General features: G+C 62.1%; 15 protein-coding genes and 1 pseudogene. 12 read left to right on the top strand and 4 right to left on the bottom strand.

Features of this window, described 5'->3' with window-relative positions; all coding sequences use genetic code 11:
* The 3 genes from HNR55_RS12090 to HNR55_RS12080 form a co-directional block, all read left to right on the top strand.
* A partial coding sequence (locus HNR55_RS12090) for a lytic transglycosylase domain-containing protein (protein WP_260400916.1) occupies positions 1-389 on the top strand: 389 nt, incomplete at its 5' end.
* 294 nt (positions 390-683) lie between these two features.
* The gene (locus HNR55_RS12085) at positions 684-2,423 is read left to right on the top strand and encodes a relaxase/mobilization nuclease domain-containing protein (protein ID WP_010666219.1); all 1,740 of its coding nucleotides are present in this window, start codon (positions 684-686) and stop codon (positions 2,421-2,423) included.
* A 253-nt stretch (positions 2,424-2,676) separates the two neighbouring features.
* Positions 2,677-2,817 (top strand): hypothetical protein, encoded by a 141-nt coding sequence (locus HNR55_RS12080; protein WP_155723214.1) that lies wholly within the window; start codon positions 2,677-2,679, stop codon positions 2,815-2,817.
* Positions 2,818-2,888: 71 nt separating this feature from the next.
* On the opposite strand, the gene HNR55_RS17195 is transcribed toward HNR55_RS12080, so the two are convergent.
* Together HNR55_RS17195 and HNR55_RS12075 are read right to left on the bottom strand one after the other, a co-directional pair.
* Positions 2,889-3,113: a GDCCVxC domain-containing (seleno)protein gene (locus tag HNR55_RS17195; RefSeq protein ID WP_081107315.1), complete on the bottom strand. Its 225-nt coding sequence runs from the start codon at positions 3,111-3,113 to the stop codon at positions 2,889-2,891.
* Complete coding sequence (locus tag HNR55_RS12075) at positions 3,106-3,468, bottom strand: mercuric reductase (protein WP_062497130.1); 363 nt, start codon at positions 3,466-3,468, stop codon at positions 3,106-3,108. Before HNR55_RS12075 ends, HNR55_RS17195 begins: the two co-directional genes overlap by 8 nt.
* Positions 3,469-3,537: 69 nt before the next feature.
* Between HNR55_RS12075 and HNR55_RS12070 the strand changes: the two genes are divergently transcribed.
* Positions 3,538-3,969, top strand: coding sequence for a MerR family transcriptional regulator (locus HNR55_RS12070; protein WP_062497128.1), 432 nt, complete (start codon positions 3,538-3,540; stop codon positions 3,967-3,969).
* On the opposite strand, the gene HNR55_RS12065 is transcribed toward HNR55_RS12070, so the two are convergent.
* Complete coding sequence (locus HNR55_RS12065; protein ID WP_062497126.1) at positions 3,958-4,140, bottom strand: hypothetical protein; 183 nt, start codon at positions 4,138-4,140, stop codon at positions 3,958-3,960. The two genes, HNR55_RS12070 and HNR55_RS12065, sit on opposite strands and share 12 nt — an antisense overlap.
* A 256-nt stretch (positions 4,141-4,396) precedes the next feature.
* On the opposite strand from HNR55_RS12065, the gene HNR55_RS12060 reads away from it, so the two are divergent.
* The 6 genes and pseudogenes from HNR55_RS12060 (at position 4,397) to HNR55_RS12040 (ending at position 8,769) form a co-directional block, all read left to right on the top strand.
* The gene (locus tag HNR55_RS12060) at positions 4,397-4,738 is read left to right on the top strand and encodes an ArsR/SmtB family transcription factor (RefSeq protein ID WP_062497124.1); all 342 of its coding nucleotides are present in this window, start codon (positions 4,397-4,399) and stop codon (positions 4,736-4,738) included.
* An 8-nt stretch (positions 4,739-4,746) separates the two neighbouring features.
* Positions 4,747-5,085: pseudogene (locus tag HNR55_RS17020) on the top strand (arsenate reductase ArsC); the annotation flags it as partial.
* Positions 5,086-5,226: 141 nt separating this feature from the next.
* On the top strand, positions 5,227-5,664 hold the full coding sequence (gene arsC / locus HNR55_RS17015) for an arsenate reductase (glutaredoxin) (protein ID WP_231100611.1): 438 nt from the start codon (positions 5,227-5,229) through the stop codon (positions 5,662-5,664).
* The gene (locus tag HNR55_RS12050) at positions 5,664-6,959 is read left to right on the top strand and encodes an arsenic transporter (RefSeq protein ID WP_062497122.1); all 1,296 of its coding nucleotides are present in this window, start codon (positions 5,664-5,666) and stop codon (positions 6,957-6,959) included. Before arsC ends, HNR55_RS12050 begins: the two co-directional genes overlap by 1 nt.
* Before the next feature lie 23 nt (positions 6,960-6,982).
* Entirely contained in the window at positions 6,983-7,681 is a 699-nt protein-coding gene (gene arsH / locus HNR55_RS12045; RefSeq protein ID WP_062497199.1) for an arsenical resistance protein ArsH, read from the top strand.
* Positions 7,682-7,689: 8 nt separating this feature from the next.
* Positions 7,690-8,769, top strand: coding sequence for an ArsO family NAD(P)H-dependent flavin-containing monooxygenase (locus tag HNR55_RS12040; protein ID WP_166115724.1), 1,080 nt, complete (start codon positions 7,690-7,692; stop codon positions 8,767-8,769).
* Positions 8,770-8,901: 132 nt separating this feature from the next.
* Here the strand turns inward: HNR55_RS12040 and HNR55_RS12035 are convergent, their stop codons facing one another.
* Positions 8,902-9,318 (bottom strand): hypothetical protein, encoded by a 417-nt coding sequence (locus HNR55_RS12035; protein WP_062497118.1) that lies wholly within the window; start codon positions 9,316-9,318, stop codon positions 8,902-8,904.
* Between the two features lie 1,309 nt (positions 9,319-10,627).
* Here HNR55_RS12035 and HNR55_RS12030 point away from each other — a divergent pair.
* Together HNR55_RS12030 and HNR55_RS12025 are read left to right on the top strand one after the other, a co-directional pair.
* On the top strand, positions 10,628-12,619 hold the full coding sequence (locus HNR55_RS12030) for a conjugal transfer protein TraG (protein ID WP_166115721.1): 1,992 nt from the start codon (positions 10,628-10,630) through the stop codon (positions 12,617-12,619).
* A gap of 7 nt (positions 12,620-12,626) precedes the next feature.
* Positions 12,627-13,073 carry a hypothetical protein gene (locus HNR55_RS12025; RefSeq protein ID WP_023979799.1) on the top strand — a complete coding sequence of 149 codons (447 nt, stop codon included), beginning with the start codon at positions 12,627-12,629 and terminating at the stop codon, positions 13,071-13,073.
* Positions 13,074-13,218 lie beyond the last annotated feature (145 nt).

Raw genomic sequence — 13,218 nt, 5'->3', positions numbered from 1 at the left:
CCTTCATCTGCCGTCCTTTCGCGCAGTCGTTTCTTCCAACGACCATTCTGGCACATTGCGATGCCGTGCGGGGAGGACGGCAACCACCCCATCTCGCAGCCTATAATGCCGGACCGGGACGCTACGAGGACTTCCGCGATCGGCATCGCCCGTTGCCGCCCGAAACACTCGCCTATGTCGCCGGTCTTCTGCCTCTTCTCGGCCAGAACGGTGACACAATACCGCTTCTGGCGGTGCATCCCGATCCCCTGGCATGGAGGCGCGCGCCGATCTTTATCGCACTCGCGAACGATGCGTCTGCCAACATCACCGCACGCGATCTGTCGCCTATTGCACCGCACTCCGCTGGCCTGTTCGTGACGGTTTCTGACAGGGAGCCGGCACCATGACCATGCCGAATCCGCCTCTGCTTACCGCCCATTCGCAGCCGGTCGCAGGTCAGCGCATCATCGTGGTCTGGCGTGGTCCAGCGTTTCTCATGAGGGATCGTAGCAGGGATCAGGGGGCGCACTGGGTCTGGGCAAAGAAGAGGCGAGATAAAAGGGCGCACATTGCGCCTCGGTTGGGGTGTTGGTTTTCCAGCGTTTTTACCTTTCCTACACAATGTTTCTCTCTCTCCTCCAATGTTTTCCGACCCTACTTTTCCTTGTTGCACCGGCCTTTTTCGCACATTCGGGGCGCCAATGGCCCGCGAGAATGATTTCCAGCCCCGTCTGGGCCGCATCCGCTCGCCGCGCGCCCAGCGGCTCAAGCCCTTCGTCGCCCAGGCCCTCGCCTCGGCCCAGCGTGCCGGAGGCGGTGGGTTCCGATCGGGCCGCAGCGGCGGCGGTTCCCGCTCGTCCTTCGGGCGTGGCCGCGTCGCAGCAGCCAGGGCCAATCGTCTGCTGACCAGCCGTGCCCGCCGCGTGACCGTCAAGGCCCGTGTCGTGCGCCACAGCGGGCGCAAGGCGCCACTCGCCGCCCATCTGCGTTACCTGCGCCGGGAAGGGGTCACGAAGGACGGCGAAAAGGCGCGGCTCTTCGGTCCTGGCATCGACGATGCTGACCCGAAGGCGTTCGCCGAGCGCTGCGAGGACGACCGTCACCATTTCCGTTTCATCGTCTCACCCGAGGACGCGCCCGACATGGCCGACCTCAAGGGCTATGCCCGCGAGCTGGTCGGGCAGATGGAGAAAGACCTCGGCACAAAACTGGACTGGGTGGGGGTGGACCACTGGAACACCCAGCACCCCCATGTCCATATCCTCGTGCGCGGCGTGGCCGAAGATGGCAGCGATCTCGTGATCTCCCGCGATTACATCCGCGAGGGCCTGCGCGCCCGCGCCCAGGATCTGGTGACGCAGGAACTCGGGCCGCGCAATGACGTCGAAATTCACCGCGCACTCGAACGCCAGGTCGATGCCGAGCACTGGACCCAGCTTGACCGGCAACTTGCCCGCGACGCGGGCCGCAACGGCATCATCGACATGGCGCCAGCGCCGGATCGGCAGCCTGATCCGTTCGAGGCCCTGAAGGTCGGGCGCCTGCGCAGCCTGGAAGGGCTTGGCCTCGCCCATCAGGTCGGTCAGGGACAATGGATGCTGGATGAATCCGCCGAGGTGACGCTCCGCGAACTCGGGGAGCGCGGCGACATCATCAAGCGTATCCACCGCTCCCTGACCGAGCGCGGCATCGAGCGGAGCGCGTCGAGCTATGTGCTGGGGGGTGAAAGCCTTGATGTTCCCGTCATCGGCAGGCTGGTCGATCGCGGGCTGGACGATGAACTGAAAGGCACTGCCTACGCCGTCATCGACGGGGTGGATGGCCGCACGCATCATATCCGCTTTCCCGATCTCGATGCGACCGGTGATGGCAGCATGGGATCGGTTGTGGAGCTTCGCGCCTTCGATGACAGGAAAGGGCAGCGTCGCGTTGCTCTGGCTGTTCGTTCTGACCTGTCGATTGAGGATCAGGTGACGGCGCGAGGGGCCACCTGGCTCGACCGGCAAGCAGTGGCGCGCGATCCCGCGGCGCTAGGCCAGAGTGGCTTCGGTGCCGAAGTGCGCGAGGCGATGGAGCGGCGGACCGAGCAACTGATTGAGCAGGGTCTTGCCGAACGTCGGACGCAGGGGGTGGTCCTTGCGCGCAACCTGATCGGGAAACTCAGGGACCGCGAGGTCCGGGAAGTCGGAGAGCAGCTCGCCGGCGAGACAGGCCGGGCGTTCAGCCAGTCGGCCTCGGGTGAGTATGTCACCGGCACGTATCGTCAACGCATGACGTTGGCCTCCGGCCGCTATGCGATGATCGATGATGGGCTCCAGTTCCAGCTTGTACCATGGACTCCGTCGCTGGAGAAGCAGCGGGGCCAGCACGTCTCCGGCGTCGCACGCGACGATGGCGGGATCGACTGGAGCTTCACCCGGAACCGGGGGCTCGGACTGTAGTCGTCGTAGCGATAAGGACAGTTAAATTCCCCTGGATTGAAGATAGACGCGCCGAGGGACAGGAAGTTGCTGGCGACATATCCTGACAGTCCAGTCCCAAACGGCGGTCGGAAGAAAAAATCATCGCTGCCACCGGCCCTGCCCAAAAAGCCCCATGAACCTCCCGCGAGGCGGGGGTGGGCGACGAGAGCGAGCCGAGAGGCCCGCAGAAGCGGCGGGCTGCACCCGCAGGGGCGAAATGGAATGGAGCAGCGTGACGAAGCCGGGCTTGCAGCGCGCTGTGGCGGGCCACTTCCCCGATCAGGGTCGCCAGACAACCGTCGAGCACGCCACGCTCGATCCAGCGATAATAACTCCGCTTGGGCATCGCGACCGCGATGATGGTGCTGGCTGACGTTGTTGTGGCCCAGGATCAAGCTGATTGCGGTTGAGGTGCTACGCCGCTGATTTGCGGTGGCTTGCCAATCAACGGCAGCAGCTATCCTTGCCGTCGGCCTGGACCGGCGGACACGACACGGTTCCATAGGAACAAAATACGCAGCAATCGCCCGGCTTGGGCTTGAGCACCATACCGCAACCCTTGCAGTCGTAGAAGAACTGGCACGCATTGGTCGGCATGGTCTCGGTCGCCTGATGCCCACAATGTGGACAGGTGAGCGTGGAGCGCAGTTCGATCGCGGCGTCAGGCATAACGGTAGCCAAGATAGAGCAGCACGACGCCGACCAGCAGGCCAGCAAAGGTGAATATCCGGACCGCCGGCGGCGTGCAGACACCGTCCGGTCCGCAACGCGATGCCGCAACCTGCTGCCGCCCGAGCAAGACCGCACCGAACAGGAGGAACAGCGCGCCGACGATCAGAAGCGGCGTGCGGAAGGGCGCAGTTGCGACCGCGATGCCGGAAAGCCAGGCGACGCCGAGTCCGGCTGACGTGAGCAGGATCGGGAGCGCGCAACACGAGGCGACGGCGAATGCCGCCGCAATCCCGCCGAGTGTGAGGGAGGCGGCACCGATACCCTTGGGGCGGGGTTGAAGAGGTTGCGACATACGAATCCTTGTGCGTGACCGAACCGAGCGATACCATCTGTAGCAACTACAGACTCAAGCGGAATCTTCATGCCGGCTTCAGAAACGATACCGATCGGCGAACTCTCACGCCAAACCGGCTGCAACATCGAGACGATCCGCTATTATGAGCGGATCGGCGTGCTTCCTGTCCCGATCCGACGCGGGCGTTATCGCCATTACGGTGCAGGCGACGTGCGCCGTCTGAGCTTCGTTCGCCGAGCCCGTGAACTCGGCTTCTCGATCGAGGCGATCCGGACGTTTTTGACGCTGGCTGAGGGTGGCGCGCAGTCGTGCCAGCAAGCGCACGATCTGGCAAAGGACCATCTGGCAGAAGTGCGCTCGAAGCTTGCCGACCTCGAACGGATGGCGAGCGTGCTGACGAGGGCGGTGCAGGCCTGCGAACGCGGCGACAATAGCGGCTGCCCGCTGCTCGAAACCCTCGCCGAGGTGACCCCGTCAGCCGCACCCTCAGACGGCTGAACGCACCTCATACCAGAGTCGCGTGCGCTTCACGAGTCCAACGACCGAAAGCATAACCGGGACCTCGACGAGCACACCCACGACGATCGCGAGCGCAGCGCCCGAGCCCAGGCCGAACAGGCTGATCGCGGCAGCGACGGCCAGCCCGAAAACGTTGGACGCACCGATCAACGCGGCGGGTGCAGCGACGCACCCGATCGGCGATCATGGCAGGCAAAGGCCCAAGCTTGACGGCGGCATCGTCGAGCGTCCGTGTGATGCGCGGTCCCGCCGGCCCGCCATCAGTGGAATAGAGAATGATGAATGGCCGATGTCGGGAAAGCAGCCAGTCGGAAATCGGCAATGACGCTGAGCAATCCGGCGACAGGAACGGTCCATCGGGCGAAAGGGGTTTGACAATATTCCATATATCCGTGAGTAAGGATATATGGATACCGAATCGAGCCTATCAGCCCTGAGCGCACTGTCGCAATCCACGCGACTGGAAATCTTCCGCCTGCTGGTGCGCCACGAACCGGACGGGCTGCCGGCCGGAGACGTCGCGCGGCATCTCAATGTCCCGCAGAACACGATCTCGGCCCATCTCGCCACCCTGACGCGGGCTGGCCTGCTGACCTCGCAGCGCCATAGCCGTGTGATTGTCTATCGTGCCTGCCTGCCGCGCCTGCGGGAACTGATGCTGTTTCTCGTCAAGGACTGCTGCGGGCGAAGCCCCGAACTCTGTGAGCCACTGGTTGCAGAACTGTCCTCCTGCTGCCCATCCGAGTGAGCCCCCCAATGACCGATCGCGTCTTCAATGTCTTGTTTCTGTGTACGGGTAATTCCGCACGTTCAATCTTGGCCGAGAGCATCCTGCGCAAGGATGGTGCCGGCCATTTCAGAGTCTTCTCCGCCGGAAGCCATCCCAAGGGGCAGGTCAATCCTCTCGCCTTGAAAGTACTGACGAGCTTCGACTACCCGACCGAGGGGCTGCGTTCCAAGCCCTGGGATGAGTTCGCTGTTGCGAACGCTCCCGTTATGGATTTCGTTTTTACCGTCTGCGATGACGCCGCAGGAGAAGTCTGTCCGGTATGGCCAGGAAAACCCATCACGGCCCATTGGGGCATTCCCGATCCGAGTAGTGTTTCGGGAACCGATGCCGACCGGGAACGCGCGTTCGTCTCGGCGTTCAAGGGTCTGAAGAATCGTATTTCCCTGCTTGTCGCGTTGCCGATCGCCAAGCTTGAGACTGCCAGTCTGGTGACGAAATTGCGCGACATTGGCACCGAGACAACCGGCGTTACGATCTATCACAACCCGGATTGCGGCACATCGCGCAATACACTTGCCCTGATCCGCAATGCCGGGATCGAGCCGACCATCATCGAATACCTCAAAACTCCGCCATCGCGCGCCGAACTGGTCAGTCTCATCACGCGCATGGGAATCTCGGTTCGCGATCTCCTGCGGCGCAAGGGCACGCCCTATGATGCGCTTGGCCTCGACAATCCATCCCTGACCGATGACGACCTGATCGACGCCATGATGGCGCATCCAATCCTGATGAACCGGCCGATCGTCGTCACCCCGCTCGGTGTTGCGCTCTGCCGTCCGTCCGAGGCGGTACTGGACATCCTGCCCAACCCGCAGCGAGGCGCTTTCGTCAAAGAGGACGGCGAGAAGATCGTCGATGAATCCGGAAAGCGGATCTCCTGATGCTGGCTCTTCTGCTTTTCGTTGCCACGCTGGTTTTTGTCATCTGGCAGCCTCGGGGGCTGGGCATCGGCTGGAGCGCCATGACAGGTGCCGCCGTGGCCCTGGCGGCTGGCGTGATCCACTGGCACGACATTCCTGTCGTCTGGCACATCGTCTGGGACGCGACCTTCACCTTTATCGCGCTGATCGTCATCTCGCTGTTGCTGGATGAGGCCGGGTTCTTCCATTGGGCCGCCCTGCACGTCGTGCGCTGGGGCAAGGGGCGAGGCCGGACGCTATTCCCGCTGATCGTGGTGCTGGGAGCGGCCATTGCGGCTGTGTTCGCCAATGACGGCGCGGCCTTGCTGCTCACGCCCATTGTCATCGCCATCCTCACGCAGCTTCGCCTCAGTCCTGCTGCGGCGCTGGCCTTTATTATCGCCACTGGCTTCGTCGCGGATACCACCAGCCTGCCGCTTGTCATCTCCAACCTGGTGAACATCGTCAGCGCCAATTTCTTTGGCATTGCGTTCGATCGCTATGCCGCGATCATGGTCCCTGTCGATCTGGTGGCGCTGGGCGCGACGCTGGCGGTGCTTTGGCTGCGGTACCGGCGGCAGGTACCGGCGACTTATCCCGTGGCCGAACTCCCCGCCCCGGCCACGGCGATCCGGGATCATGCCGTGTTCCGCGCCGCGTTCCCATTGCTGGCGCTGGTCCTGGCCGCGTATTTCCTGACCGCCCCGTTCCATATCCCAGTCTGCATCGTGGCAGGTCTTGCGGCTGGGGCTCTCCTGATCGTCGCCGGGCGGGGACACGTCATTCCGGTCCGTACAGTGCTGCGCGGCGCGCCGTGGCAGATCGTGATCTTCTCGCTGGGCATGTATCTGGTGGTGTATGGCCTGCGCAATGCCGGGCTGACTGACTATCTCGCGACCGCGCTGGTCTGGCTCGGCCATCAGGGAACATTCACGGCCACGATCGGCACCGGCTTTCTGGCGGCCCTTCTCTCGTCGGTCATGAACAACATGCCGAGCGTGCTGGTGGGGGCGCTGGCGATCCAGCAGGCTCACGACATCACACCGCTGACTCGCGACCTGATGGTCTATGCCAATGTCATCGGCTGTGACCTCGGCCCCAAATTCACCCCGATCGGCAGTCTCGCCACGTTGCTATGGCTGCATGTGCTGGCATCCAAGAAGCATCGGGTCACATGGGGGCAGTATATGAAAGTCGGACTGGCGATCACCCCGCCTGTCCTGCTGGTCACGCTCGCGGCGTTGGCCCTGTGGCTGCCCTGGATCAGCCACCTGTAATGCACGAATGGACCGATATCACAATGACTGAACCTGACTTGCCGGCCCTCCACCCCGAATATCTTGAACGGGTCGATCTCGCGCGGCTGGAACCGCAACCGCGTGTGGACCATCCGCCGCGTATCCTTCTGCTCTTCGGCTCTTTGCGTCCCCGATCCTTCAGCCGGTTGCTGGTGCTTGAGGCAGAACGCATCCTGAAGGTGCTGGGGGCCGAGACACGGGTGTTCGACCCGACCGGCCTGCCGGTAGCGGATTCCGTGCCTGCGACCCATCCGAAAGTGCAGGAACTGCGGGACCTCTCAATCTGGTCGGAAGGCCAGGTCTGGTGCAGCCCTGAACGGCACGGCAACATGACGGCAGTATTCAAAAACCAGATCGACTGGTTGCCCCTCACCGAAGGCTCGATCCGCCCGACGCAGGGCCGCACGCTGGCGGTCATGCAGGTCTCGGGCGGATCGCAGAGCTTCAATTCCGTCAATGCCCTGCGGGTGCTGGGCCGGTGGATGCGGATGTTTACCATCCCCAACCAGTCCAGCGTGCCAATGGCCTATACGCAGTTCGGTGACGATGACCGGATGAAGCCGTCCCCCCTCTATGACCGGATGGTGGATGTCATGGAAGAGTTGGTGAAGTTCACATGGCTTTTGCGCGACCGGGCCGACTACCTCGTGGATCGCTACAGTGAACGCAAGGCGGAATTTCGTCTCCCGGAAAGTCTGTGAGCCGGGCAATGGCGGAACCGTTCGATGTCGTGATCGTGGGCGGCGGTCAGGCAGCGCTCGCCGCGTCCTATTTCCTGCGCCGGACCGGGCTGACCTACGTCATTCTGGACAACGGGACGCAGGCGGGAGGGGCATGGGTCCACGGCTGGGACTCCCTGCATCTGTTTTCACCCGCGTCCTACAGTTCACTGCCCGGCTGGCCGATGCCCGACACGCCCGATGGCAGCTACCCCACCCGCGACGAGGTGCTGGACTATCTGTACCGGTATGAGGCGCGCTATGCGCCGCCGATCCACCGCCCCGTATCGGTCGATCGCGTGGAGCGCGCGGAAGGAAAACTCCTGAATGTCCGGACGAACACAGGTGATTTCCTCAGCCGTGCGGTTATCGGGGCGACCGGTACGTGGTCAGCCCCTTTCATTCCCGATGTCGCGGGGCATGACCTCTTTGGCGCGACGCAACTCCATTCCAGCCATTACCGGAATGCCGCGCCCTTTGCTGGCCGGCGTGTGCTTGTGGTGGGAGGCGGCAATTCCGGGGCGCAGATCCTGGCGGAGATGTCGCTTGTCGCCCAGGCAACATGGGTCACGCTGCATGACCCCGTCTTCTTGCCCGATGACGTGGATGGACGGGTTCTGTTCGAGCGGGCGACCGCTCGCGTTCTCGGCGGCCCGTCGGCCATGCCTGCCGGCGGTTTTGGCGATATCGTCATGGTACCACCTGTGCGCGCCGCCATGGAGCGAGGCGTGCTCCACGCGGTGCGCCCGTTTGTACGTATGACCGCAACGGGCGTCGTCTGGCCCGACGGGCGGGAAGAAGCCATCGACGCGATCATCTGGTGTACCGGCTTCCGACCCGCGCTCTCCGCATTTGCGCCGCTCGACGTGATCGAGCCGGACGGGCTGATTCGCGTTAACGGACAGCAGGCCGTCAGGGAGCCACGTCTCTGGCTGCTGGGTTATGGATCCTGGTGCGGCCCCGCATGCGCCACCCTGCTGGGGGCAGGCCGCGTCGCACGATCTATGGTCAGGCAACTGGCGGCCTGGCTTGCGTCGCCGACACAGGATGTCCGATTAACGAAGAACTGAATGGATATTCCGGCGGCCGGGGCGCGACTACGACCGTCCGTTTGCCGCGCGCAGCGGCCAGCATAGAACTTGCTATCAACCACGAACTTTAGGCACTTCACACGATCCGATATCCCTGCGGATAAAGAAATCTCACGCGACGACTGTCGTTTTATTCTGATTGTTCGTATCGTACTCTGCGAGAGTGCTGCGCAATGCCTTGAGGGACGCAACCGTATCTTTCACATCGCCGATGCCGTTCGTTTCCTGATAGTTGATCATTGTATCAAGCAAGGAATAGGCATTGAGATTGCCGGTGGATGACTGGCGAAGCTGGCCGCCATTGACGCCTTGGAGTGCCCATCCGTCCAGTAGTGAGAGTTCACCGCTTTGACGGAGAGTAATTTTCCCCTGATCATAAAGTTCTGCATTCACGTCTTGCAGGTTCGATGCGGAAATGTTGCTGAAGTCAAGGGACGAAGATTGCAGAATTCCTGTCTTTTCTGTTGCGGCTCCTGATGAGGATTGTGTCGCATTGCCGATAATCGAAGATATGCCGCTGATGCGCATTTTCAGTCCTTTCCCATGGAGAGACAGAGGCCGAAGACCTCACCTGCATGATGTCCGATGTTCTCTTCTGTCTATGTCATTTCACCGTTGTCGCCAACCATGGCGTTTGAATCCCACACTAACCTTCCTGTGCGGTAGATGTCGGTCCGTCAGGATCCGGCCGATCATCAGTAATTTCAAAATCTGTACACGCGTTCGATCCATGAAGAAGACATAGAAGTGCATCAGGAACGGCCTCATTGATAATGCTGCCAAACCGCGCGCGAAGATGCTGTTTTATCCAGAATTTGACTATCTGATCCTCAGAATCGATGTCCATCTCCGAATACTTTCTATGACCGTTCAGTGAATTAAGTCACGGTCCTGCGGCCCCAACGTCGTGAGGTGATCCACGATATTTCGTACATTCATCCAGAATTGCGCGCTGTCTCTATGACCCGCCTCAACACATCGCAACACATGCGCATGAGCTTTGTTCCACGCTCCACTCCATCCGAAGGAACGGATCAAGGCGTCTGCCATGTCTGACGCACAACACGCATTGGAAATTTCGTCATCTTTTTCTATCGCCAATCCGCTCTCCGCCTCGCACGACATGACGACGACGGAAGCGAATTGAGGGCGTGACTCCCCGTTACCCGCCTGGCGTCGGGCGGGTCGAAAGGTGTTTTGCACTGGGCGTAGCCACCTCCTGCCTATTCCCCTGCTGAGAACAGCCAAGGCTGTTCACCGCAGGACCATAGGTCCGGGTGTTCTATTCGGCAGGCCACCCGACATAGGAGGCCGCCCAGTTGCAAAAAGCGTTTCGACACGCCGATTTCAGAATAACACATGGGATATCCCCGTGTCACCCTCCGTAAGCACACGTGCGCACAGCACCTTCGCGATGTATATCCGTCAATTCAACAAGAATTTTGGAAACCAACAGAGTATTGGTTAATGAAGTCGCAGCATTTCAGGCGCCGGCCAACACGGCCTTCACAAGGCACAGCACTCTGTTATTCTTTCCCAGAGAAATGAAAAGTCTCTTTGTGCAATAATACTATGATTTTTCACATATTTTCCATCCGAAGGCAGGCTGCGCTGCCGATCGTCCATTCCTCATTGTCATTGCCGTCACCGTGCTTTTGAAGCTCAGCCCTATGTCCGAATCGCCTGCTACCGGTGTGTCCCAGGATCGGCTGGGCGGACCTTGTCCGCACAGCGCAAGTATTTTTTCGCTCTGGTTTGCCCGGCTGCGAACAACGCTTAAAAGCACTTGAACGCAGGAATCCGCCGTTCCTTCCTCCTCTAAAAGGGAGGGCTCCCGATGTCGGGCACCAAGATTCTTTGGGGGCAGATCATCGTCGTCTTGGCGATCATCCTGCTGACCATGTGGGCTGCGACCGAATGGATCGCTTGGAAGCTGGCCTTCCAGGCCGAACTCGGGCGACCCTGGTTCATAATCCTGCGGTTTCCATTCTACTTGCCGCCCGCGTTCTTCTGGTGGTGGTATGCGTATGACGCCTATGCGCCGGAGGTCTTCGCACGGGGTGCCTATATCGCCGCGTCGGGCGGCATCCTGGCTGCGCTTACTGCGATCGGCCTCTCGGTCTGGCGGGCGCGCGAGGCGAAGCGGATCGAGACATATGGCTCGGCCCGTTGGGCTGACGCCAAGGAGATCGCCCAGGCCGGTTTGCTTGACCCCGACGGCGTGGTACTAGGCCGCTATCGTCGAGAGTACCTGCGGCATGACGGGCCAGAGCACGTCCTGACCTTTGCACCAACGCGCAGCGGCAAGGGTGTCGGCATGGTCATCCCCACGCTCCTGACCTGGCCCGGTTCGGCCATCGTCCACGACATCAAGGGTGAGAACTGGGAACTGACGGCGGGATTCCGCGCCCGTTTCGGCCACGTCGTGCTGTTCGATCCAACCAATGCAGCCTCCGCGGCCTACAACCCGTTGCTGGAGATCCGGCGTGGGGAGTGGGAAGTCCGTGATGCCCAGAACGTCGCCGATATCCTCGTCGACCCGGAGGGCAGCCTGGAGAAGCGCAACCATTGGGAGAAGACTTCGCACTCCCTGCTGGTCGGCGCCATCCTGCACGTCCTCTACGCCGAGCCCGACAAGACCCTGGCCGGTGTCGCCAATTTCCTGTCGGACCCGAAGCGCCCCATCGCCACCACGCTGTCAGCGATGATGCGGACGAAGCATCTCGGTGACGCCGGTCCGCATCCCGTCGTGGCCTCGGCCGCGCGCGAGTTGCTGAACAAATCCCCCAACGAGCGCTCGGGTGTGCTGTCCACCGCCATGTCCTTCCTCGGCCTCTATCGCGATCCAGTGGTCGCGGAAGTGACGCGGCGCTGCGAATGGCGCATCGCCGACATTGTCGGCGCCGATCGCCCGGTGACGCTCTACCTGACCGTGCCGCCGTCGGACATCAGCCGCACCAAGCCACTGATCCGTCTGGTGCTGAACCAGATCGGCCGGCGCCTGACGGAAGACCTTGATGCCGCGGCGCGGCGGCGACGTGTGCTGCTGATGCTCGACGAATTCCCGGCCCTCGGGCGGCTGGATTTCTTTGAATCGGCGCTGGCCTTCATGGCGGGCTACCGGATCAAGAGCTTCCTGATCGCCCAGTCCCTCAACCAGATCGAGCGGGCCTACGGGCCGAACAATTCGATCCTCGACAGCTGTCATGTCCGGGTGAGCTTCGCCACCAACGACGAACGGACGGCAAAACGTGTCTCCGACGCGCTCGGGACCGCCACCGAGATGAAGGCGATGAAGAACTACGCGGGCCACCGTCTTTCGCCCTGGCTGGGCCATCTGATGGTTTCGCGCTCGGAGACGGCACGCCCGCTGCTGACGGCGGGAGAAGTCATGCAGCTCCCGCCAGCGGATGAGATCGTCATGGCCTCCGGCCTCTATCCGATCCGTGCGAAGAAGGCCCGTTACTTCGAGGATGCGCGCTTCCAGGAACGCATTCTGCCGCCGCCAAAGCCTACGCCCCCGAAGGATGGGTGCCCGGACGACTGGAGTAGCCGTCCCCTGCCGCCCAGGCCGCCGGCACCCGATGCGGCGGCCGAAACGCGGACAGGGGACGATGAGGAAGAAGACCCGAAGCAGTCCGCCCGACGCCATCAGCCCGAACTGGACGAAGGCACTGTCGAGAAAAAGGAGCCGATGGAGAACGAGTTCACGCCCGATCCGGTCGATGAGTTCGACGACATCGCGCCCCGCAACAACCGGATGAACGATCTCAGGCGCGGCATCGCCCGGCAGGCGTCGCTCGACCGTGGCGATGAGCTTGGACTGTGAGGCAGACATGGCGATACCGAAAAAGAAGGCCCAGATCTCCGTCTATCTCGATCCCGATGTGATGAAGACCCTATCTGCCTATGCCGCGCGACGCGCGCAGCCGATGTCGCTGATCGTCGAGGCCGCCGTTGCTTCCTTCCTCTCGCCCGACGGGGAAGAGCGCCGCGAGGCTGCTACATCGAAGCGCCTCGACCGGCAGGACCGACGTCTCGCGCGGCTGGAGCGCGATATCGGCATCACGGTGGAGACACTAGCGCTGTTCATCCGTTTCTGGCTGACCACGACCCCGCCGCTGCCCGAACCGGCCGCGAAGGCGGCGCGCGCGCAGGCCGGGGTGCGCTACGATAATTTTGTCGCCGCCCTCGGCCGTAGGCTGGCCCAGGGGCCAAGACTCCAGCAGGAAATCCCGGAGGATGTTTTGGACCCCGGCGCACGGGATGAACCGGAGGCGTAAAATCCGCACCCCGCAAGTATTTTTGCCCTGTGTTTCGCCGCCGTTCTACGACCTCTGAATTCTTGTTGAAACGCGCTGTTTCCAGCCTTTCTTAATGATCCCCGTCGCTGTTCGTCCGTCGCGTGCGGCCCATACGGGGGAAGGT

This window comes from Acetobacter lovaniensis, assembly GCF_014207635.1.
GTDB classification, from domain to species: Bacteria; Pseudomonadota; Alphaproteobacteria; order Acetobacterales; family Acetobacteraceae; genus Acetobacter; species Acetobacter lovaniensis.
Note: the sequence above shows the minus strand (reverse complement) of the source record. Positions and strands in the feature narration are given on the sequence as shown.

Coding starts and splice junctions, on each gene's coding strand:
- HNR55_RS12035 (WP_062497118.1), bottom strand. CDS start 9,318: ATGCGCATCAGCGGCATATCTTCGATTATCGGCAATGCGACACAATCC.
- HNR55_RS12060 (WP_062497124.1), top strand. CDS start 4,397: ATGGATACCGAATCGAGCCTATCAGCCCTGAGCGCACTGTCGCAATCC.
- HNR55_RS12050 (WP_062497122.1), top strand. CDS start 5,664: ATGCTGGCTCTTCTGCTTTTCGTTGCCACGCTGGTTTTTGTCATCTGG.
- HNR55_RS12040 (WP_166115724.1), top strand. CDS start 7,690: ATGGCGGAACCGTTCGATGTCGTGATCGTGGGCGGCGGTCAGGCAGCG.
- HNR55_RS12030 (WP_166115721.1), top strand. CDS start 10,628: ATGTCGGGCACCAAGATTCTTTGGGGGCAGATCATCGTCGTCTTGGCG.
- HNR55_RS12070 (WP_062497128.1), top strand. CDS start 3,538: ATGCCGGCTTCAGAAACGATACCGATCGGCGAACTCTCACGCCAAACC.
- HNR55_RS12075 (WP_062497130.1), bottom strand. CDS start 3,468: ATGTCGCAACCTCTTCAACCCCGCCCCAAGGGTATCGGTGCCGCCTCC.
- HNR55_RS12025 (WP_023979799.1), top strand. CDS start 12,627: ATGGCGATACCGAAAAAGAAGGCCCAGATCTCCGTCTATCTCGATCCC.
- HNR55_RS12085 (WP_010666219.1), top strand. CDS start 684: ATGGCCCGCGAGAATGATTTCCAGCCCCGTCTGGGCCGCATCCGCTCG.
- HNR55_RS17195 (WP_081107315.1), bottom strand. CDS start 3,113: ATGCCTGACGCCGCGATCGAACTGCGCTCCACGCTCACCTGTCCACAT.
- arsH (WP_062497199.1), top strand. CDS start 6,983: ATGACTGAACCTGACTTGCCGGCCCTCCACCCCGAATATCTTGAACGG.